General features: G+C 71.2%; 19 protein-coding genes and 2 pseudogenes. 5 read left to right on the forward strand and 16 right to left on the reverse strand.

Features of this window, described 5'->3' with window-relative positions; all coding sequences use genetic code 11:
- Window positions 1-445: 445 nt before the first annotated feature.
- Genes AB0J69_RS57910 through AB0J69_RS57970 form a run of 13 tightly spaced genes read right to left on the reverse strand, consistent with a single transcriptional unit; the run spans window position 446 to window position 15,670 of the window.
- Window positions 446-2,500: an exo-alpha-sialidase gene (locus AB0J69_RS57910; RefSeq protein ID WP_364137154.1), complete on the reverse strand. Its 2,055-nt coding sequence runs from the start codon at window positions 2,498-2,500 to the stop codon at window positions 446-448.
- Window positions 2,497-3,411: a dihydrodipicolinate synthase family protein gene (locus AB0J69_RS57915; RefSeq protein ID WP_364137156.1), complete on the reverse strand. Its 915-nt coding sequence runs from the start codon at window positions 3,409-3,411 to the stop codon at window positions 2,497-2,499. Before AB0J69_RS57915 ends, AB0J69_RS57910 begins: the two co-directional genes overlap by 4 nt.
- 2 nt (window positions 3,412-3,413) lie before the next feature.
- Window positions 3,414-5,018 carry an FAD-dependent oxidoreductase gene (locus tag AB0J69_RS57920; RefSeq protein ID WP_364137158.1) on the reverse strand — a complete coding sequence of 535 codons (1,605 nt, stop codon included), beginning with the start codon at window positions 5,016-5,018 and terminating at the stop codon, window positions 3,414-3,416.
- On the reverse strand, window positions 5,015-6,853 hold the full coding sequence (locus AB0J69_RS57925) for a trehalase family glycosidase (protein ID WP_364137160.1): 1,839 nt from the start codon (window positions 6,851-6,853) through the stop codon (window positions 5,015-5,017). The genes AB0J69_RS57920 and AB0J69_RS57925 overlap by 4 nt, the downstream gene beginning before the upstream one ends.
- Window positions 6,850-7,638 (reverse strand): ATP-binding cassette domain-containing protein, encoded by a 789-nt coding sequence (locus AB0J69_RS57930; protein ID WP_364137162.1) that lies wholly within the window; start codon window positions 7,636-7,638, stop codon window positions 6,850-6,852. Before AB0J69_RS57930 ends, AB0J69_RS57925 begins: the two co-directional genes overlap by 4 nt.
- Window positions 7,635-8,603, reverse strand: a complete 969-nt coding sequence (locus tag AB0J69_RS57935) for an ABC transporter ATP-binding protein (RefSeq protein ID WP_364137164.1) — start codon at window positions 8,601-8,603, stop codon at window positions 7,635-7,637. The genes AB0J69_RS57930 and AB0J69_RS57935 overlap by 4 nt, the downstream gene beginning before the upstream one ends.
- The gene (locus AB0J69_RS57940; RefSeq protein ID WP_364137166.1) at window positions 8,603-10,120 is read right to left on the reverse strand and encodes an ABC transporter substrate-binding protein; all 1,518 of its coding nucleotides are present in this window, start codon (window positions 10,118-10,120) and stop codon (window positions 8,603-8,605) included. Before AB0J69_RS57940 ends, AB0J69_RS57935 begins: the two co-directional genes overlap by 1 nt.
- Window positions 10,121-10,154: 34 nt before the next feature.
- Window positions 10,155-11,018: an ABC transporter permease gene (locus tag AB0J69_RS57945; RefSeq protein ID WP_364137169.1), complete on the reverse strand. Its 864-nt coding sequence runs from the start codon at window positions 11,016-11,018 to the stop codon at window positions 10,155-10,157.
- Between the two features lie 5 nt (window positions 11,019-11,023).
- Window positions 11,024-11,947 carry an ABC transporter permease gene (locus AB0J69_RS57950; RefSeq protein ID WP_364137171.1) on the reverse strand — a complete coding sequence of 308 codons (924 nt, stop codon included), beginning with the start codon at window positions 11,945-11,947 and terminating at the stop codon, window positions 11,024-11,026.
- A 28-nt stretch (window positions 11,948-11,975) separates the two neighbouring features.
- The gene (locus AB0J69_RS57955; protein WP_364137173.1) at window positions 11,976-13,289 is read right to left on the reverse strand and encodes an FAD-dependent oxidoreductase; all 1,314 of its coding nucleotides are present in this window, start codon (window positions 13,287-13,289) and stop codon (window positions 11,976-11,978) included.
- Window positions 13,286-13,972, reverse strand: coding sequence for an SDR family oxidoreductase (locus AB0J69_RS57960; protein WP_364137175.1), 687 nt, complete (start codon window positions 13,970-13,972; stop codon window positions 13,286-13,288). The genes AB0J69_RS57955 and AB0J69_RS57960 overlap by 4 nt, the downstream gene beginning before the upstream one ends.
- Window positions 13,950-14,756, reverse strand: a complete 807-nt coding sequence (locus AB0J69_RS57965; RefSeq protein WP_364137177.1) for an SIS domain-containing protein — start codon at window positions 14,754-14,756, stop codon at window positions 13,950-13,952. The genes AB0J69_RS57960 and AB0J69_RS57965 overlap by 23 nt, the downstream gene beginning before the upstream one ends.
- Window positions 14,756-15,670, reverse strand: a complete 915-nt coding sequence (locus tag AB0J69_RS57970; RefSeq protein ID WP_364137179.1) for an ROK family protein — start codon at window positions 15,668-15,670, stop codon at window positions 14,756-14,758. Before AB0J69_RS57970 ends, AB0J69_RS57965 begins: the two co-directional genes overlap by 1 nt.
- Window positions 15,671-15,820: 150 nt before the next feature.
- On the opposite strand from AB0J69_RS57970, the gene AB0J69_RS57975 reads away from it, so the two are divergent.
- The 3 genes from AB0J69_RS57975 to AB0J69_RS57985 all read left to right on the forward strand — a co-directional run bounded on the left by AB0J69_RS57975 (window position 15,821) and on the right by AB0J69_RS57985 (window position 18,437).
- On the forward strand, window positions 15,821-16,528 hold the full coding sequence (locus AB0J69_RS57975; RefSeq protein WP_364137181.1) for a GntR family transcriptional regulator: 708 nt from the start codon (window positions 15,821-15,823) through the stop codon (window positions 16,526-16,528).
- Between the two features lie 17 nt (window positions 16,529-16,545).
- On the forward strand, window positions 16,546-17,496 hold the full coding sequence (locus AB0J69_RS57980; RefSeq protein WP_364137183.1) for a hypothetical protein: 951 nt from the start codon (window positions 16,546-16,548) through the stop codon (window positions 17,494-17,496).
- A 479-nt stretch (window positions 17,497-17,975) separates the two neighbouring features.
- Window positions 17,976-18,437: a recombinase family protein gene (locus AB0J69_RS57985; RefSeq protein WP_364137185.1), complete on the forward strand. Its 462-nt coding sequence runs from the start codon at window positions 17,976-17,978 to the stop codon at window positions 18,435-18,437.
- Window positions 18,438-18,482: 45 nt separating this feature from the next.
- Here AB0J69_RS57985 and AB0J69_RS57990 read toward each other — a convergent pair whose 3' ends face one another.
- From AB0J69_RS57990 to AB0J69_RS58000, 3 genes are all read right to left on the reverse strand, one after another.
- On the reverse strand, window positions 18,483-18,647 hold the full coding sequence (locus AB0J69_RS57990) for a hypothetical protein (RefSeq protein ID WP_364137187.1): 165 nt from the start codon (window positions 18,645-18,647) through the stop codon (window positions 18,483-18,485).
- A complete protein-coding gene (locus AB0J69_RS57995; RefSeq protein WP_364137189.1) occupies window positions 18,626-18,925 on the reverse strand; it encodes a hypothetical protein in 300 nt (99 codons plus the stop codon). The genes AB0J69_RS57990 and AB0J69_RS57995 overlap by 22 nt, the downstream gene beginning before the upstream one ends.
- A 115-nt stretch (window positions 18,926-19,040) precedes the next feature.
- Window positions 19,041-19,766: an SDR family NAD(P)-dependent oxidoreductase gene (locus AB0J69_RS58000; protein WP_364137191.1), complete on the reverse strand. Its 726-nt coding sequence runs from the start codon at window positions 19,764-19,766 to the stop codon at window positions 19,041-19,043.
- Between the two features lie 165 nt (window positions 19,767-19,931).
- Here AB0J69_RS58000 and AB0J69_RS58005 point away from each other — a divergent pair.
- A pseudogene (locus AB0J69_RS58005) lies at window positions 19,932-20,439 on the forward strand (sigma-70 family RNA polymerase sigma factor); the annotation flags it as partial.
- A 43-nt stretch (window positions 20,440-20,482) separates the two neighbouring features.
- Window positions 20,483-20,617, forward strand: a pseudogene (locus AB0J69_RS58010) (recombinase family protein); the annotation flags it as partial.
- Window positions 20,618-20,839 lie beyond the last annotated feature (222 nt).

Genomic DNA, 20,839 nt, shown 5'->3' on the forward strand with positions numbered 1-20,839 from the left:
CTCGGGCGGATAGCCCCGTCGTCCCATGCCACTTTCCTCTCATCAAGTGGCACAAGAATCCAGTAATCCGCCTCCACTCAACCCGGGACACACCAAGGTCTCCATCAAAGCCGGGGCGGTTCATCGGCCCTGCTGAGGGCCGCTGTGGCATAGGACCGTCTCCACGGTTTGAGGGGATTGACACGGGCGGCAGCGCGGACGCGGCCACGCCGTCAGCCACCCGCTTGATCCCGACGTTCGTCCCCAGCCATACAGGCATAGCAAGCCTGCCACCTCGGGCTTGGCGGGCTTGACCCTGCGGTCCTGCCTGATCAACCAACCCGGGGCGGTGTTTCCCGGGCGTTTCCCGTCGGGGAAACGTGGCGGAAACATCCGCCGGGTTAGACCTGGTTCCTCTTGTCCGCGATCACAAGGCTGGCGTCTGCCGGACGAAGAGCGGATCGCGTCAGCTTCGGCGCGAGAAGCGGACGGCGTCCGCGACGACGTAGCCGCCTGCGGTGTCGCTGAGCTCGACCGCGCCGCCGATCCCCGCCGCGAAGTCGAACGTGCCCAGTGACACCCACTCGCCGCCGCGGGCGTCGGGCGCGCCGCGGACCGTCTGGTCCACCGCGACGGGCGTGCTGCCCCCGCCGTGATAGACGACGTACGTGACGGTGCGGGAGCGGTTCGAAGCGGCGGTGTAGGAGACCTTCACCTCGTAGCGGGCAGTGGCCGGAAGGGCCGGGCGCCAGCGGACCGTGGAGGTGCCGTCGCCGGGCGCGTGGGAGGCGTAGTTGCCGCCGTAGAAGCCGGCCACGCCGGTGCCCGAGGCCCAGGTGCCGGAGACCACCGTGTAGCCGAGCGCTCCGTTGTCGACGGTGACGTCCTCGTTGACGTCGGCCCGGGCCGGAGCCTGGATGAGGCTCAGCTCGTCCAGGGAGATGGCCTGCCCGCCGCCGCGGCCCGCGCCGGCCAGGGTGAACCGCACGGTGTGCCGGCCGGGGCCCAGCCGCATCGTGCCGAGAAGCAGGACGTCGTAGCCTTCTGCGTGCTCCGAGGTCGTGTCGATGACGTGGTTGCGGGGGTTCGTGCCGTCCACGGTCACGCCGACCAGGCCGCCGTCGGGGGAGCGGTAGTAACGCAGGAGGAGGTCGTACTCGCCGCCGCGGGGGACCGCGATGGGGTACTCCAGGTGGTCGCCGGGCGCGGCCGGGGTGAAGACCACGCGGGCGCCGCGGCGGGCCGTCGCTTCCCTGATGACTGCGACAGAGCCGCTCGAGTGCCGGACGCCGGCCAGGCGGGCGAGGTCGAAGGCATGCTCGCTGATGCGCGGGCCGGTCACCGTACTGTCGCGTCCATGGGTGAGCCATTCCAGGTTGAAGCGGCAGACGTTCACCTTGAGCGGGAAGCTGGCAATGTCGCCGTCGCAACCGTAGATGAGGACGATGGTGCCGTCGGACAGCCGGGCGAGGTCGGAGTAGTAGGAGCGGCCGGGGTTGATGACCCGGCTGTAGCGGAAGGAGTGGCCGCCGTCGTAGCTGGCCGAGACGGTCATGTTGTAGCGCACCGGCGCGTCCGGGCGGCTGAACAGGATGCGGTCCCTGGAGTAGCCGAGCAGGCCCGCGTCCACCGCGTTGAACTGCCCGGTCGAGCCGTCCAGCTTCGGCGGCGACCAGGTGAGCCCGCGGTCGTGGCTGACCGAGATGATCCGCTGCCGGTTGCCGCCTGCGGCGGCCCGTCCGTTGACGAGCACGGACCCGTCGGCGCGCTGCACGAGCCGGGCCTCGTTGACGGGATAGTCGGCGGAGACCGGCACCGCGCCGGTGGCCTGCCAGGTGCGTCCGTGGTCGTCACTGTAGACGGACGCGATGCCGTACATGCGCTCGGCCACGGTGTTGCCGACGATGACACGGCGGTGGGCGACGTTCATCAGCAGCCGGCCGTTATCGAGCTGGATGCCGTGGCCGGGGCCGGGGGAGTGTAGTGCCCACTGGTAGTCGAACGGGGCGAACAGGTCGTCGAGCACGCGGGGCTGCCCCCAGGTGAGCCCGCCGTCGGTGCTGGAGATCACGTGCAGGCTTCCGGTGTCGCCGGAGCAGGAGGTGTTTCCCGGCAAGCGATCCGACAGGTTGTAGAACAGGAACACCTCGCCCGTGGTGCGATCGTGGACGAGCGCGGGGTTGCCCCACGACTGCCCGTCGACCGATGGCACCACGACCTGCGTCGGGCTCCACGTTCTGCCCTGGTCGGTGCTGCGGCGCAGCAGCAGGTTGCGCGGGCCCGCGTCGCAGACCTCGTGGCGGCCTTCGCAGAAGGCCAGGATCGTGTCGTCCCGCAGCACGGTGAGCCCGTGCACGTGGTAGTTGGCCAGCGTTCCTGCCGAGGAGTCCCACAGGGTGGCCTCCTCGAAGAACGGCTCGGCGCGTCCGGTCGCGGCGGCCGGCGCGGCGGCGCCGGCCACGGCCGCGCCGGCGACGATTCCCAGCGTGAAGGCCCTGCGGCCGATGACAGGGTCGGTCATGTGGTGCTCCCGGGGTCGGTGAGGAGGTGGGGGGTCAGCGGTTCCACGACGCGGGCGAGTTCCTCGATCTCGTCCGATGTGCAGGGAGCCAGGGGCGGGGCGGAGTGCGGCGGGCACAGCCCGCGCATCGCCAGGAGCGCCTTGACGGACGGCACGCCGGGGCGTACCGCGTGGATGTGGGTGAGACGGGTGGTGAGGTCCTGCAGCCGGTCGAGCTCGGCGCCGTTGTCGCGGGCGGTGACCAGGTCCAGGGCCAGGCGGGGCGCCAGGTTGGCGGTGCCGGGCGTGATGCCGTGGGCGCCGGCCCGCAGTGCGCCGGCCAGGTGCCGCTCGTCGCCCTGGCTCACCTGGAAGCCGGGCCGACGGCGAGCCGCCGCGATCAGCTGGGTCAGCAGGTCCGGGTCGCCGGATGAGTCCTTGATGCCGACCACGTGCGGCAGGTCCGCCAGGGCCGCCACGATCGCCGGGGTGAGCGGCGTGGCGTAGCGCGGCGCGTTGTAGGCGACGACGGGCAGTGCCTGGCCGGCCATCGCCGCGTAGTGGGCGACGACCTCGTCGTCGCGGTGCCGGAAGTACGTGGGCGGGCTGAGCACGAGCGCGTCGACCCCGGCCGCGGCGGCGTCCTCGGCCCGCCGCCGGGCCTCGTCGGTGCCCGCGGCCGTGACGTTCACCAGGATCGATCCGCCGGGGACGAGGTCACGCCAGCGGCTGGTCACTCCGGCGACGAACGCGCCCGCCCGGTCCACCGGGATCAGCGGGCCCTCGCCGTTGCTGCCGAGCAGCATCAGCCGCCGCACCCCGGCGCGTGCCATGGCCCGGAGCAGCGGCTCCCCGGCGTCCGCCGACGGCAGGCCAGGCTCGCTCATGGGGGTGACCAGCGGCACGACCAGCCCGTCGAGCAGTCCTGCCACGGTCAGTACCCCCGCACGCGGGGCCAGCTGAGCTCGAAGCCGTCGGTGGCCAGCTCGCTCTGGAAACGTTCGAGTGCCACGGGGTCCTCGTGCACCTGCTCGGGCTCCAGCCCGTGCTCAAGGCAGTGCGCCGCCAGCGCGCCGGCCGCCTCGCCGACGTTCCACTCGACCGGGTGCAGGCGGTAACAGCCGTTGGTGATGTGCGTGGTGCCGAGGTTCTTCCCTGCGGCCAGCACGTTGCGCACGCGCTCGGGTAGCAGCGCTCCCAGGGGGATCTGGAAGGGGCAGCTGGCCACGTCGATGTAGTTGTCGCCGCCGGTGGAGGGGTGCAGGTCGATGCGGTACATGCCGACGCCCACGCTGTCGGGGTAGGTGACCGCGCCGTGCTCGCCGCGCACCGCCAGCGACAGGTCGTGCTCCACGATCGTGCGGCGGGCGCGGATGCGCCGGGACTCGCGGATGTAGGGGGCCTTGGCCAGGCCGTCGGCGGTGCCCATGACGTCGGGACGCAGCCGTAGCCCAGGCCAGCCGGTGCCGCCGTCGGGTCGTGGCGCCTCCGTCTGCAGCCAGTACAACATGCTGAGCGCCTGGCTTCTCGACCCCACGAGGTGCGCGTCCCGCTGCTCATCCGTCACCCCGATCAGCGGGCCGGGCAGGTAGTCGATCTGCGGCCAGTTGACGATGACGACATCGCTGGTGGCGAAGCCGGGCTCGAACACCTCGCGGCACACGATCCGCCGGAACACCCACAGGTCCGTGTCGCCGGGGTCGCGGCTCTGGTCGGCGACGACCGGACCGGCGGGGGCGTTCGGCACGAACCTGCGCGGTTTCGGCTCCAGCGTGCGCGGGTCGGGCGCGACCAGGCTGAGCAGCCGGTCGGGCCAGAACGGCGGCCGGTAGTCCCGCCAGAAGGCGTAGTCGTGCGGCCGGTCGACGGTGTGGTCCTCCCCGTCGCGGTGCTCCACGGCGAACACCCAGGAGAAGGCCTGCATGTTGGCCGGCTGCGCCTCGCCGGGGGCGCTGGGCTCGCCCGTCTCCTTGGCGGACTCGAAGCCGGTGACGTGCTCGATCGCGGCCAGCGGCAGCAGGTCGCCCAGCTCGGTGGCGTCCAGCACGTACGGCGCCCGCGCATGGATCCGCTCCCCGTTCGGGCCTGCGAAGGTCACGCCGGTGACCCGGTCGCCGTCCACGTCCGCCGCCACCGGCCGGTGCCGGTAGCGGATCGTCAGCCGGCCCGCCGCGAGGTAGGGGCCGACCATGGCACCCAGCACCAAGGCCGCCACCCGGGGCTCGCAGCAGAGCCTGCTGACCGTGCCGCGGCCGGGGTTGAGGTCGGGCGCTGCCAGGGACTCCCTGGTCAGGGGATACCAGGTGCGGTAGTGCTCGCGGATGGAATCGCGCAGCCGGCGGTAGGAGCGGGTCGCACCGAACTGCTCGATCCACGGATGCTCGTCCGGTGGTACACCCTGGCTGGTGAGCTGCCCGCCCAGCCAGTCGCTCTCCTCGGTGAGCAGTACGGTCCGGCCGCGCCGCAGCGCGGCCAGCGCCGCGGCGACCCCGCCCATGCCGCCCCCGACCACCAGGACGTCAGCCTGAGCCTCTCTCATGCCACACCGCCTTTCGTGAAGAAGTCGATCTCGCCGCGTTCCATGAGGACGATGAGGCTGAGCAGGGCGCCCCAGGTCTGGAACGGCTCGCTGTTCGGCTTGTCGCACGCGCCGCCGTGGACGCTGGAGTAGTTCTCGTGCACGTGGCGGTGCTGGTTCCACTCCTTCAGCGCCAGCCGCGAGCTGCCTTCGGCCAGCCACTCGGCCGCGCCGCGCTCCCCGGCCCGCAGCAGTCCCAGGTAGACCAGGAAGTTCACCGGCGGCCAGGCCCGCCCCGACCAGTAGCTGCCGTCGCTGAGGTCGACCGGCTCATGCCGCGGGGAGGACGGCAGCACCCACTCGCCGCCGAAGCCGTCCTCGGTCAGCAGATGTTCGGACACCATCCGGGAGGCCCGCTCGCCCAGGCCGACGCCGGCCAGGAGCGGGTAGAAGCTCATCGTGGACAGCCGCTCGGTGTGCAGGCCGGTGTCGGTGCGCCTGCTGCGGAAGATACCGCCCGGCTCGTCCCACAGCGTCTCCATGGCCGCGGTCACAGTCGCGTGCCGCTCGCGCAGCTCCGCCGCGGCCTCCCGCTCGCCGAGGACGTCGGCGATGGCCGCGAGCGCCTCGCAGTCGGCCGCGTAGAGGCTGTTCAGGCCCACGTCGTGGGCGGCGAGCAGGCTCTTGGAGGTGTCGAAGGGTACGTCGTCGAAGACCGGGTGCCCGTCCCAGCCCGTCTCGCACGTCGCGCCGAAGTGCTGGTGGATGCGCGGGATGTCCTGCGGCGAGGGGAACTCGGGGTCGAAGTACGTGGAGCCCGCGCACAGCAGGTCACCGTCCCGGCGTGCTCGCCACCACCAGCGGTTCCAGGCCAGCAGCGGAGCGAAGGTCTCCTCCAGGAACCACCTGTCGCCGAAGCGGCGGTAGAGCTCCAGAACCACTAGCGAGCCCACCGGCGGCTGTGACCCATCGTAGGTCTTGCGGCCCGTGCCCTGCTCGACGTTCGGGACGAAACCCTCGGGCGTCAGCGCCCTGAGCATCTCGATCGTGTTGACATAGGCCAGCTCCCTGTTCGACACGGCCGCCAGCAGCGCGTTGAAGAACGCGTCCCAGCAGAACAGCGCGTAGCCGCCGCGCTTGCCGACATTCCACAGCCGGCTGACCGTGGTGACCACCCTGGATTTGGCCGGCTCGAAGATGGTGTTCCAGGAGATGGCGTCCCTGACGATCTCGCGGTGCTGGGCCAGCGGGTCCGCGCCGGCCTCGCCGAGAGCGGCAGAGGCCCGCGCGACGATCCGCGCGATCTCCGGCAGGTCGCGGGCGCGGCCGGTGCTGATCCCGAGCGCACAGGTCAGCTCCATCGCCAGGTACGGCCCATCGATGTCGGCGTAGGGGTCGTCCACGTGCGCGGCCGTGCCGTGGATGGTGACGGTTCCGCCGGGACCTTCGGCGGTGAGCCGCCCGCCCTCGCGGCTGACGGTGCCCGGCCGGTTCCACAGGTAGCCGGCGGCCACGGTCAGCAGCGCGCTCTTGGGCTGATTGGCGGTGGGGGTCACCAGCACGACCAGGTCGTCGCCCGCGTGCGCGGTCTGGACGCGGATCGTGATGCCCGCCCAGCTCACGGTCGCCTCCGTGTAGTTGCCGTCGTAGGCGTGCCGGCCCAGGGTGACGGTCTCGGCGCCGTCGGTGCGGCGGCCGATCTGCGCGGTGCGCAGGGACGTGCCCCGGTAGTACTCCTTCAGGCCGAGTGACAGGCCCAGCACGTCGGGGAGGCGGACCTGGGTGAGCACGCTGCGCGTGTCCCAGGTGTTCCAACCCCGGGCGAGCGAGGCTTGGACGGTTGCGTAATGCGTCATGTCATCCCTATGTCGTTCAGTTCCAGGGCCGCGTCGAGCAGCGCCCGGGTGTACTCGTGCCGGGGGTCTGCGAACACCGCGTCGGCGGGTCCCTGCTCGACGATCCGGCCGGCCCGCATGACCACCACACGGTCGGCGATCTGGTGGACGACGCCGAGGTCGTGGCTGATGAACAGCATCGACAGCCGCCGCGTTCCGCGCAGCTCGACCAGTAGTCGCAGCACCTGCGACTGCACCGAGACGTCCAGCGCGGACACGGCCTCGTCGCAGACGAGCAGCCGGGGCGACAGCGCCAGGGCGCGGGCTAGGCTGACCCGCTGGCACTGGCCGCCCGACAGCTGGGCCGGGTAGCGTGCGGCGGCCTCGCCGTCCAGACCGACGCCCGCGAGCGCGGCCTCGACGGCGTCCGCGCGCGGACCCGGCGGCGCGACCGACGGGTGTGTGAGCCAGGCCTCCTCGAGGATCGCGCCGACCTTCATGCGGGGGTTGAGCGACGACCGCGGGTCCTGGAACACCATCTGGATCGCCCGCTTCAGCTCGGGCGGGCGGCGGGCGGGCAGCGGGGCGCCCTCGAACGTCATCACCCCCGCGTCGGGACGCCGCAGGCCGACCACGCACCGGGCGACCGTGGTCTTGCCCGACCCCGACTCGCCGACCACGGCGACGATCTCGTTCTCGCCGACGGTGAAGGCCGCGTCCTCCACGGCGGTGAACCGGGTCCTGCGCAGCAGGGAGCCCCGTACAGGGAATGTGACGCGCAGGCCTTCCACAGCCAGAACCGTCATGACAGCACCTTCTCGGCCTCGTGGCAGGCGCTCCATCGCCCGGGGGCGACCTTGCGCGGCCGGGGGATCTCGGAGCGGCAGCGGTCGGTCGCGAGGGGGCAGCGCGGATGGAAGGCGCAGCCGGGTGGCCGCTGCGCGGGCACGGCGGACGTGCCGGGCAGCGGGTCGGCGATCGCGGTCTTGGTGCGGACCGCAGGCACGCTGCGGACGAGCGCTCTGGTGTAGGGGTGTGCGGGGTGACCGAGCACGGAGGCGGTGCTGCCGCGCTCGGCGACGCGGCCGGCGTACAGGACGACGAGCTCCTGCGCGACGTGCGACATCACCCGCAGGTCGTGGCTGACCAGTAGCATCGCCGCGCCCTCCTCGACCTGCAGCTTGCGCAGCAGCCCGAGGACGCGGGCCTGCACGGTCACGTCGAGCGCGGTCGTCGGCTCGTCGGCGAGGACGAGGGACGGGTGCGCGATCATCGCCATGGCGATCATCGCGCGCTGCCGCAGCCCACCGGAGAGCTCGTGCGGGTAGTCGCGGGCGCGGCGCGCCGGGTCGGGGATGCCGACCCGATCGAGCATCTCGACGACCTTTTCGCGCACCTCGGACCGCGGCGCCCCCGAGCGCCGCAGCACCTCGCCCACCTGGCGGCCGATGCGCTGGGCCGGGTTCAGCGACGACATCGGATCCTGGAAGATCATGGAGATCTCGTGGCCGCGCAGGGCGCGCAGCCGCTCGGGGCCGCAGGTGACCAGGTCCGTGCCGGCGAACGCGATCGACCCGCCGACGGACGCCCCTTCGGGCAGGAGGCCGATGACGGACATCGCGATCATCGTCTTGCCGCTGCCGGTCTCGCCGATCAGTCCGACGGTGACGCCCGCCGGGACGTCGAAGGACACGTCGTCGATGACCCGTACCGGGCCGCCCGGGCCCGGAAGGTCCACCGACATGCCGGTGATCTTGAGCAGGTCGTTCATCAGTTTCCCCACTCTGAGGCCTTGGAGAAGTCCGGGTAGCCCAAGGCGTCGAGGGTGAAGCCGGACACGTTCTCGTTCCACACGTAGGAGACCTTCGACGTCATCGGGAACATGCCGACCGCGTCTTCCCAGATGATCTTGGATGCCTGGGCGTACAGCTCCTTCCGCTCGTTCTGGTCGGTCGCGGAACCCGCCTGGGCCAGCAGCTCGTCCAGGTCGGGGTTGCAGTAACCGGTGCGCTTGGCGGCGCACGGGTACAGGCGGCCGAGGTTGGTGGCGGCGTCGTAGCCGGCGGTGCCGAGGAGCTGGAAGTTGACGTCCCACTTCATCGCCAGCAGGTCCTCGATGAAGACCGCCTGCTCCTTCTGCAGCAGGTCGGCCTTGACCCCGATCTTCGCCCAGGAGGAGACGACCGCCTGCAGGAACGGCTTGAACTGGGCCTGCCCGAACTGCAGGCGCAGGGGCTTGTCGAAGGGGTAGCCCGCCTCTTCGAGCGCCTTCTTGGCGGCGCCGGGGTCGTGGGCGATCGGCGTCTGCGGCGCGTATCCGAAGACCGTCGGCGCCAGCGGCGAGTCGGCCGGCTGGCCGGTCACCGGGTACAGCTGCTTGATGATCGTCTGGAAGTCGACCGCCTGCCACAAGGCCTTGCGGACCTTCGCCTCCTTCAGCGATGGCGTGCCGGAGTTGAACCACATGGTGAAGTTGCCGTTGCTGGGTACGGCCTCGACCTTGAGACCGGTGCCGGACTGCAGGGCCGGGATCTGGTCGTCGGGCACTCCCCAGACCACGTCTACCTCGCCGGTCTTCAGCGCCGCGAGCTTGGCGGCCATGTCCGGGATGCTGCGGATCGTCAGGGACGTCACCTTGGGGGTGCCGCCCCAGTAGTTGGGGTTGGGCACCATCTTGAGCTCGGAACTCGGCTTGAACGACTCCACCATGAACGGCCCCGAGGCGACCGGCTTGGCGAAGTACGTGGCCGCGTCGGCCGGCACCCCCGACGGCAGCACGAACAGCGTCGTCAGCTTGCTCGGCAGGGCCGGGTCCGGGGCCTGCGCGGTGAAGGTGACCGTGATGTCCGAGCTCGCCTTGGCGGTGACGCCCTTGTAGTTGGCGGCGTACGGGCCGTTGATCTGGATCAGCCGGTCGAAGGAGGCGACGACGTCCTCGGCGGTCAGCGGGCTGCCGTCGGAGAACTTCAGCCCGCCGCGCAGGGTGAAGTCCCAGCTCTTGGCGTCGGCACTCGACTTCCACGCCTCGGCGAGGTCGGGCACGAGCTTGCCGGAGGCGTCCGGCTTGGCCAGCCGTCCGTAGATCTGCTGGCCGGCCAGCTCCTTGCCTGCTGAGCCGCCCTGCGCCGAGCCGGGGTCGATGTTGTCGATGACGAACGTGCCGCTGGCGACGATCGCCTGGCCTGCGGCGGTCTGCCCGGCTCCGCCGCCGCTGCCGATCGAGCAGGCGGACACAGTCAGGACGATCGCGAGGAGCCCGGCGGCTCGCAGAGATGTGGTGATGGACATGAGCTTGCTCCAGGAATTCGGGGGGTTTGGTGCACTACCGGGATCGGGCGCGGCCGTACCGGGCGGTCAGGGTGTCGCCCAGCAGGCCCACGCTGACGACCAGGACGGACAGGGCCAGGCCAGGCGCCGCGGAGATCCACCACGCCGAGCTGAGATACTCCTTGCCGTTCGCGACGGTCTGGCCCCACGACACCGAGGACGCGGGCAGCCCGATCCCCAGGAAGCTCAGACCGGCCTCGGCCAGGACGACGAGGGCGAACTCGAGGGTGGCCATCGCCACCAGCGGGCCAACTGTGAAGGGCATGATGTGCCGCCCGAGCAGACGCCGGGGACGCACACCCATGAGCCTGGCCGCGTCGATCCAGTACCGCTCGCGCACGCTCAGCACGACGCTCCTGGCCATCCGCGCGAAGGAGATCCAGCCGGTGACCGACAACGCCAGGATGATCACCCACAGGCTCGGCGTGAACACCCCGGCGATGACGATGGCCAGCAGGATCCCGGGGAAGGCCTGCAGAATGTCGACCAGCCGGGTCAGCACCGAGTCCACCCAGCCCCGGTAGTAGCCCGCGATGCAGCCGATCGCCACGCCGGCCACCAGGCACACCGCGACCGTGGTCAGGCCGATCAGGACCGAGGTGCGGGCGCCGTACACGACCTGGGCGAACACGTCGCGGCCGAGCGCGTCCGTGCCGAGCAGGTTCGTGCCGCCGGTGGACGTGGCCGCCCCGGGCGGCAGCAGCCGGTTCTCCAGGGGCGTCTGCACGGGGTCGTAGGCGATGAGCAGCGGGCCTGCCACGGCCACGAGCAGGTACAGGCCGATGACGACCGCCGGGACGAGCCCGCTGTGCCGCCGCGCGCGCCGGGCCGCGGCGAGACCGGAGATGAAACCGGGCATGACGGTCATGATGCCGCCCTGATCCGCGGGTCCAGCTGCGCGTACAGCAGGTCCGCGACGAGGCTGAGCAGCACGATGATCGCGGCGATGGTGAGCGTCGCCGCCTGCACGACCGCGTAGTCCCGGTTGCCCACCGACTCGACGATGAGCGTGCCAAGGCCGGGCCAGGCGAAGACGTTCTCCACCACGACCGCGCCGCCCAGCAGCGCGCCGACCTGCAGCCCGACCACCGTGATCACCGGGATGAGCGCGTTGCGCAGCACGTGCCCGGTCAGCACCTCCCGCGGCGTGAGCCCTTTCGACAGGGCCGTCTGCACGTACGGCTCCGCCATGGCCTCGGCGATGCCGCTACGCGCCACCCTGGCCACGATCGCCGTGAACGGGAACGACAACGTCACCGCCGGCAGCACCAGGCTGCTCAGGCTCTGCGCCCCCGACGTCGGCAGGAGCCGCAGCCCCAGCGCGAAGACGAGGATCAGCATGATGCCGATCCAGAACGTCGGGAACGACTGCAGCACGATGGTCAGCGTCGTCACGATCCGGTCCTGGCCGGAGCCGGCCCGGATGCCCGCGGCCGAGCCCAGCAGCAGGCCGGCGAAGACGGAGATCACCGCCGAGGTGAGGGTCAGGTCGATCGTGGCGGGCAGGCGGGACAGCACCGCGTCCATCGCCGAGGCCGCCAGGCGGTAGGAGTCGCCGAATTCGAGGTGCAGGGCCTGGCCGAGGTAGTCCCAGTACTGCAGCAGGAGCGGCCGGTCCAGTCCGAGCTGGGCGCGCATGGCCGCGATCTGGCCCGGCTCGGCGTCGGGGCCCAGCAGCACCGTGGCCGGGTCGCCGGGGACCACGCGCACGATCAGGAAGACCAGCGTGGCGGCGCCCCACAACACGATCACCCCGGCCAGCAGGCGGCGGATGACGAGGGTCAGCATCGCGAAACCCGCGCGGAACACTTGATGGTCACGTCGGAAATCTCCCGTCCACGTCAGCGAAATAGGGCCGGTCGAGCAGCGCGCCACCGTTGTCCAACGCGGTGCGAAGCTCGGCCACGTCGATGCCGGCGGGCGGCCGGCCGGACCCGGCTGCGATGGCCGCGGCCGTGCCCGCCGCCTGTCCCATCGCCATGCACTGCGCCATCGACCGGACGGAGGCGTGCGCGTCGTGGGTGGCCGACAGGCACCGCCCCGCGACGAGCAACCCCGCGACCTCCTGGGGCAGGAGGCATCGGTACGGCACGCCGTAGGTCAGCCCGGCCGGCTCACCACCGACGTAGCGCCAGATCGTCGAGGCGCCGGCGGCGTGGTCCTCGATGGGCGCGCCGCACTGGGCGATCTCATCCGGGAAGCGGCGCCCGGACAGCACGTCGTCGCGGGTCAGCACGTAGCGGCCGACGAGCCGGCGGCTCTCGCGCACGCCGATGCGGGTGGAGACCCCTATCAGGTACGCCCGCTCGTAACCGGGGACGCGTTCACGCAGGAAGCGCACGTATTCGCGGACCTGGCGGCGGCCCTCACGCTCGGCCTCGGACAGTTCCCAGGGGTCCAGCGGATTGACGTCGCTGACGCGGGTCATGTTCGTGTGCACCACGCCAGGCAGCACCGTGCGGTGGGCCGAGCCCTCGGTCCGCGGCAGCGCGTACGCGCCGGACTCCGCGGCCTCGCGCATCAGCCGGTGCAACTCGGCCGTGGGCGTCGCGGTCAGGTCCACGCCGCCCAGCCGGAAGGTGGCGGTCAGCGGCTGTACCCGCTGCTCGCCGTCGGGCCGCTCCACCGCGGCGCCGGCCCGCCAGGCGAGCTCGGCGTCGCCGCTGGCGTCCACGAACACGGCCGCCGTGATCCGCCCGCTGCCCGCCTTGGTCTCGGCGACGACCTCGGCGATCCGGTCGCCGTCCATGACGACCCGGCCGGCCGTGGCGTGCAGGAGCGTCTCGACGCCCGCCTCGCCGGCCAGCTCGTCCCAGGCCAGCTTGAGGGCCTCCGGCTCGTACGTCACGCCGGTACCCGCGCCGTAGGTGTTGGGCCGCTCGAACGCCTGCTCCCAGGCCAGCAGCCGCTCGCATAGCTCCCAGCCGACCCCGCCGGCCACCCGGTCCGCGCGGCCGGGGGCGTAGAAGCCGTAGAACGTGTCGAGCACGGCCGCGCCGGTCCCGCCGAGGAATCCGGCGGCCTCCACGAGCAGGGTTCGCGCGCCGGCCCGCGCCGCGGCGATGGCGGCGGCGCATCCGGCCGACCCGCCGCCGACGACCACGACGTCGCCCTGCCAGAGCTCCTTCATCGCAGGTGCCACCCTCCGTCCACGGGGACGACCGCGCCGGTCGTCCGGCCGGCCGCGGGCGACAGCAGCCATGTCACGACGTCCGCAATCTCGCTCGGCGCGCAGGCCGTGCCGCCGAGCGGCATCAGCTCGGCCATCCGCGCCGCGATCCGCTCGGACTCCAGCGCGCGCCTGGCCATGGAGGTGTCCACCAGCCCGGCGGCCACCAGGTTCACCCGGACCCCCGCGGGTGCGGCGTCGTAGGCCGCAGAGCGCACCAAGGGGATCAGCGCCCCCTTCGCGCTGGCGTACGCCACGGTGCGGAAGTCCCGGTCCAGGGACGTGGCCAGGGCTGAGCCCACGATCACGACGGAGCCGCCGCGTCCCAGCCTCGGGATCGCGGCCCGCAGCAGGCGGAAGACGGACTCGTGGTTGACCCGGTGGACCTCCGCCCATGCCTCGTCGGTGCACTCGGCGATGCGGCCGTCGCCGAGCCGACGGCCCGACATGCCGATCGCGTGCACGACGCCGTCGAGCCCGCCGAGCGCTTCGTGCGCCCGCTCGACGGCCGCCTCCGCGCCGCCGGGGAGGGTGACGTCCGTCGTGCCGGAGTCCACGCCGTACACCTGGCCGCCCGACTCCCGTACGGACTCGGCACACGCGCCGCCGATGCCTCCCTGGTCACCGGCCACGAGAACCCGCATCGCCCACCTCCTCGCCGGCCCCGCGCAGCGTCGCGGCCGCGCGCCGGGCGAAGTCGTGATAAGCCGCCTCGAACAGCTCGGAGCTGCGCGCGTCACCCACCAGGCGGGAGCTGGTGATGATCGGCGGGACGCCGCCGCCGGCGGCCAGCAGGCGGGCCGAGCGCACCTTGATCTCGTTGACGACCGCCACGGCGGTGAGCGTGCTGACCGGGCCGATCGGCTCGGCCACCCCGTCCACATGGCACAGCGCGTCGCCGACCGGCGAGCACAGGTCGATCACGACGTCCGCGTGGTCGGCCAGACGGGTCCCGCTCGGATGGCGGGCCGGGCTCGCGTGCGTCTCGGCGAGGGAGGTCACGGCGATCACGGGAAGGCCGGCCCGCTTGGCGCCCATCGCCATCTCGATCGGGACGGCGTTCAGGCCGCTGACGCTGAAGACCATCAGGCTGTCCTGCGGCCGGAGCCGGAAGTTGGCCAGGATCTGGTCGGCGAGTCCCTCGACGCGCTCGATGAACATGGCCTGGCGCTGCCCGTTGGCGCCGACGACCTGGTTGTGGAAGGTCATCGACAGCTCGACGATGGGATGGAAACCCGGGAACGATCCATAGCGGGGGAAGATCTCCTCCACGGGCATCCGGGAATGGCCGGTGCCGAAGGCGTACACGACACCGTCACGGGCGATCGAGCGTGCCGCCAACTTCGCCGCCCGGGCAAGGGCGTCCTCCTGTGTGCGTTGGACCTCTTCCAGCACCTTCATGGCCGCGGAAATCCAGCTCAAAGTCATCAGATATCTCCGTTAGTCGAGTGAGGTGCACTGGGTGTCGCGGCAAGGGCTGCTCCGAGCGCACCGGCTCCGGAGCCCAGCTCGGCCAGGCGAAGGGTCACCCGGCCCACCAGCCGCACGCGGGCGGCCAGCTCTGCCTCAACGGCTGGCCTCATGAACGCGAAGGCGGGCGCCACCCCGCCGCCGATGACGACGGCCGAGACGCCCGAGTAGGCGACGACGTTGCCCAGGACCAGGGCGAGCGCGCTGCCGGCGGCCTCCAGCACCGACCGCTCCAGACCGTCGGACCGTGCGGCCTCCTGGACCACTTCCTCGGGGGTCCTGGCCTGGCCGCCGCCCGCGCGTACTGCGGCGACCAGCGCGGAACCGCCCGCGACGGCCTCCAAGCAACCGCGGGAGCCGCAGCCGCACGCGGGTCCGCCGGGGCGGCAGATCATGTGCCCCAGTTCGCCGACCCGGTCGCCGCCTGCCCGCAGGATGCGCCCGCCGAGCGCGAGTGCGCCGCCGATGCCCGTGCCCATCGTCACGAACAGGACGTCTTGCGACCCCCTTGCCGCCCCGAGCGTGAGCTCGGCCAGCGCGTAGGCACGCGCGTCGTTGACAAGCCGTACGCGCACGCCGGTTCTGGACTCCAGCTCCGCTGCGAAGGGCAGCCCTTCCCACGGGCCGGGCAGGTTCGGCAGGAGGCGGACGGCACGCAGGTCACTGCTCAGGTGCCCGGGCATCGCGACTCCGGCGACCCCGGCCGTGCCGCCGCCGATCAGCTCGGCGACCGCGGACAGCACGGCGGGCGGGCCCGAGCGCGGCGTCGGCAACTCGCCGTGGTCGAGCACTCCAGCGCCGGGGGACCAGAGCACCCACTTGATCTGAGTGCCGCCGACGTCCACGCCGAGAACAGCGCTCTCTTCGTCCACGCTCAAGCTCCCGTATCGGCCGGTATAACCTGTCTAGACTGGTGCCTGAAGGTAGCTTTCGGGTCTAGGCTCCGTCAAGGGGTCTTGCGGCCTGGACAACCTGTCTAGACTGGACCGCATGATTCGTGGACGAGCAGCTATGGGGCGGCCATGACGCGCAAATCGATCCCTCGACATCAGGCCGTCGAGCGACACCTGCGTAGTCGCATCGCCAACCTCCGCCCCGGCGACGCCGTCGAGTCCGACTCCGAGCTGTCCGCCTTGTTCAACGTCAGCAGGATGACCGTGCGGCAGGCAGCGCAGCGCCTGGTCGATGAGGGGCTCATCTACCGGGTGCCTGGCGTCGGCACTTTCGTTGCCGAGCCCAAGGTGCATCGCGACATGGCACGGCTGCGCTCGTTCACCGAGGAGATGGCGCGGCGCGGCGCGGTCGCGGGCTCCCGGGTGCTGTCGGCCGAGCTGCGCGCCGGCACGGCCGATGAGCTCGCCACGCTTCACCTGGCCCCGCGTTCGATGGTGACGCACGTACGCCGCCTGCGGCTGGCCGACGGCAAACCGGTGGCCATCGAGAACGTCGTGCTGCCCATGTCCTGCAGCGCCGTGCTGAACGAGGACCTCGAACACAGCTCGCTGCACGAGACGCTGCGCACCCTCGGCGAGATCCCCACCAGCGCAACCGGCACGCTCGTCGCCGCCAACGCTGACGCAGAGGATGCCAAGTTGCTCCAGGTCGAGCCGGGCGCGGCGCTGCTCGTCGAGGAACGGCTGATCGTTAACCAGAACGGCCAGCCCCTGGAGAAGACCCAGACACGTTACCTGGGAGACGAGTTCGTCTTCCACGTCACACTGGCGCGCTAGCGAACGGAGGATCTGACGTGAGCGAGGTCATGACGGTCCTCGGACCGGTGGCCGCCTCGGAACTCGGCTACGTCGACGCGCACGAGCACCTGTTCCTGCGCACCCCGGCGCTGCCCGGCGACGAGTTCATGGACGAGGCCAAGTCCACGGCCGAGGCGACGGAGGTCCAGGCCAGCGGCATCGGCACCATCGTGGACCTGACACCCATCGGTTTGGGCCGCCGCCCGGCTGGGCTGGCCAGGCTGGCCGCGCGGGCGGGCCTGCACGTCGTGGCGGCCACGGGCTACCACCGCTCGGCCCACTACCCCGCCTCGCACTGGGCCCGTGAGGTCCCCGATGACCTGCTCCTCGACATCGTGCTCACCGACCTCACCAGCGGCATCGACGGGCGCGACTGGGCGGGCCCGCGCCCCGTGCCGACGACCGTCCGTGCCGGGATCGTGAAGCTCGGCGCCTCCTATCAGCGCATCACGGCCGACGAGGACCGCTGGTTCCGGGCCGGCGCGCAGGCCGCCGTGCGAACCGGGGTACCGGTAGCCGTGCACTGCGAGACGGGCACGGCAGGCCACGAAATCCTCGACAGGCTGGCCGGACTGGGCGTCGACGCCCCCCGCGTCCTGCTGTGCCACCTCGACCGCAACCCCGACCTGGAATTGCACCGTGAGCTGGTCTCACGCGGCGCCTACCTGGTCTACGACACCGTGGGCAGGACCAAGTACGGGCCCGACGCCCGCATCCTCGACCTCATAGAAGGCATGGCGGGCGCGGGGCTGGCCGATCACCTCTGCCTAGGCACGGACGTCGGCCGCCGCTCCACGCTCCGCGCCTACGGGGGAGCGCCTGGGATGGACGTGCTCAGCCGGTCCTTCCTACCGCGCCTCGAACGTCGACTGGGACGCGACGTTGTCGACATGATCATGCGGGACGCGCCGGCCGCCCTGCTCGAGTCACACGGCCCCCGCGGATGACTTGCGCAAGTTGCCGAGCCGGATCGCTGCCGACCGCCGACCGGCTTGCCTGACACTGCGAGAAAATCTAGTACTGCCAAACCCGCTCGGACGTCGTTAGCGTCGTGTCCCGGTTGCTCCCAAGCGGCCACCGCGAGCCATCCACAACGAGAAGGAGCCCGGCCACATGGCCGAACCCACTGAGACCAACCTGCCTGACAATTGGTCCCGGTGGGAGCCGGGTACGAGCTCAGCACGCTGAACCTTATTACCGACGAGGTCCGAGCCAAGTCCGCCGCGAAGGTGCGGACAGGACGATGCGGAACCTGTCAATTTGACCGAAGACGTGGGGGAAGCCGCGTACGGCTGCGGCTGGCCTGCTACAGGTCGGTCCCGGGCTCGCTGCGCTGGCCGAGCATGAGCCGCTCGGTAGAAGGCGAACTGTTCCGCGGTCGTGAACCAGTGTCGTGTCCTGCTCCCGGCGCCACGGGCGGTTCACCTTGCGGCCGTTCCTTGTTGGTCGCCGCCGGGCACGTGCGAGAAGCACCATAGCGACGAGGACGGCTGGGTCAGCTGCCAGCCGTCCCACCCTCGCCGAGCAACTGCGCGCCGCCAGCATCGCCCTGGAGTTCCTCACCGGCGAGCTGCAGGGCTCCCACGACCCCACGGGCGTGGTGTTCACCGTGCTCGCCGCCCTGTCGGGAATGGAACGCGAGTACATCCGCGACCGCACCCTGGAAGGCCACGAATCCGCCCGCGCCCGCGGCAAACACATCGGCGGCGCCCCTGTCACCGACGAGAACATGCTGTCCATGGCCCTGCACCTGCGCGACCAGGACCTCAGCCTGCGCGACATCGCCGCCCGGCTCGTCATCACCAGCGGCAAGAAGAAGGGCCGTCACCCCTCGGCCGCAACCGTCCTGCGCATGCTGCGCGACCACGACCAGCAGAGCGCGACCTGACGGGCCCGGCCCCGTCAACGCCCGGGGTACGGCTGATCGCGGGGCTTATTGCAGGCGGATCGCCTCGGCCGCGCGGCGGCAGACCGGGTAGACCGGGTTCCCGCCGGCGTCCAGCCCCTCCACCAGACGGTCATCGATCACCACGATGTCCCACTCGCCCGGGGCGACCATGCCCACCGCCAGGCCCGTCAGCGGGTGGCGGACCTGCACCCGGGGGGCGCGTCGGGGAACGGGTTCGCCTGCCGGGCCAGCGCGTCGGCCAAGGTCTGCACGCCCAGCTCCAGGTCCGACTTGGCCAGCGTCTCGTTGATGCCCGCGGCCAACTCATCGGCCAGCGCCAGGATGACCGTGTTGCTCGCCGCGAACGCCTCCACCGCCGCCACGTACTGGTCGGCCTTCGCGGCCTTGGCCGCGGTCAGGTCCTGGGCCTGCCAGCGCTTGCAGGTCTCGACCCACAGCCACAGGTCATCGGGCTGCTCCCCGAACATCTGCCGCTGCGCGGGGTTTCGATGGGGTACGGTCGATCGCTTTGCGGTTGGCGGTGGTGGTCAGGAGCCTGTGACGAATCAGCACTTGCCCGTCTGTCTCTCCGTTCTGGGATGGTTACCAGGCGATGGGGCCGAGGCGGTCGATGAAGGTCCCGGTCGGCCCGTCAGAGGCGAGCGTCGCGCGATCGATGATCGGATCGCTGCCCTCGGTGACCGTCAGCACGCCCACGGGGTTCATGTCGGTGGCGGGAAACCTGCCGTTGGCGATCTCGCCGGGAGTCACGGCATTGAACTTGATGGCCGGCAGCGCCTGGGCGTATCGGACGGTGATCATGTTCAGTGCCGCCTTCGACGAGGTGTAGGCGAGTTCGTACATCTTCGAGACGGCTTGCCCGGGGTCGGTCACGAACGCGATAGACCCACCGGCGCCGGTGACCATCACCACCCGCGGGTTGTCGGCCGCCTGCAACAGCGGCAGGAACGCGTTCGTGACCCGGACCGGCCCGTACACGTTGGTGTCGTAGACGGCGTGGATGTCCTTGGCCGTCGCGTCCGCCGGGTTGACACCGAAGCCCGGCGTGCCGGCGTTGTTGATCAGCACGTCCAGCCGGTCGGTGTGCTCCCGGACCAGCCGCACAGCCCCGGCCACCGACTCCTCCGAGGTCACGTCCAAGGGGACCATGACGACGTGTGCGCCGTCGGCGGCCAGCTTCTGCGCGGCGGCCCTTCCCCGGCCCTCGTCGCGTGAGCCGAGGAAGACCTTCCAGCCCAGCTCTCCGAGCCTACGCGCGGTCTCGTAGCCCAGACCCTTGTTCGCTCCAGTGATCAATACTGAGGTCATGTTCTCTCCTGATGTCGTTGTGCTTGCGACCATGTGGCGGTTGCGACCCGATTCTTGTGACACTGCCGGGGTGTGATGTAGGCCACCAGCGGCGGTTGACACAAGCCGGCGGGATCGGCGTCTTGTGTGCAGGCGCCGTCGAGATCAGCGCGGAGGGGGCCGGCAATGTGTAAGGGCAGCGACCAGACGGACCGCACCACCGAGGCGTTCGTCGTCCATCCCAACCTGCTGTTCACCGTCGCCTACGAGATGCTCGGCTCGGCCGCCGATGCCGAAGATGTTCTGCGGGAGACCTGGCTGCGATGGTCGGGCGTCGATCTCGACGCAGTGCCGGACCAGCGGGCCTACCTGGTCCGGCTCGCCATCCGGCGGGCCCTGGACCGGCTGCGCGCCATGAAGCGCCGCAAGGAGTCCTACGTCGGCCCCTGACTGCCTGAGCCGCTGCTCACCGCGCCGGACGTGGCCGAGGACATCGAGCTCGCCGAGAGCATGTCGATGGCGCTCATGCTCGTCCTGGAGACGCTGTCGCCGACCGAGCGCGCCGTGTTCGTGCTGCGCGAGGCCTTCGCTATCGGCTACGACGAGATCGCCGACGCCGTCGGCAAGAGCCCCCGCGGCCGTCCGCCAGCTCGCACATCGCACCCGCCGGCACGTCGATGCCCGCCGCCCTCGTGAAGTAGTCTGCCCGAGCCAGGCCCAGCTACGGCCGCTGCCTTCACGACCTCATCACCATGGTGGGTGACCTGCGCAAGCGCGAGATCGGCTGCACCAGCCTGCACGAACGCCTGGACACCACCACCCCCGGCGGCCGCCTCGTCTTCCACGTCTTCGCCGTACTTCTCTCTTCCTGAAGGATTGAGCCGTTCTGAAGGACTTAGCCTTTCCGAAGGGGTGAGCCGAACGGCGATCCAGCCGCGTCCCTGGCTGCCGGGCGCGTCCCTCGGGACGTGCCCGGCAGCCGGCGGGTGCCGCCTATCGGTCAGGCCGGCGCTGCGCCGAAGGCGGCGGCGTGGTCGGCGACCCACTGTGCGTAGGTGAAGGGCGGTCGGCCGGTGACCTGTTCGACCGTCGGC

Origin of the sequence: Nonomuraea sp. NPDC049709 (assembly GCF_040674815.1) — a bacterium.
In the GTDB taxonomy this organism is placed as follows: Bacteria; Actinomycetota; Actinomycetes; order Streptosporangiales; family Streptosporangiaceae; genus Nonomuraea.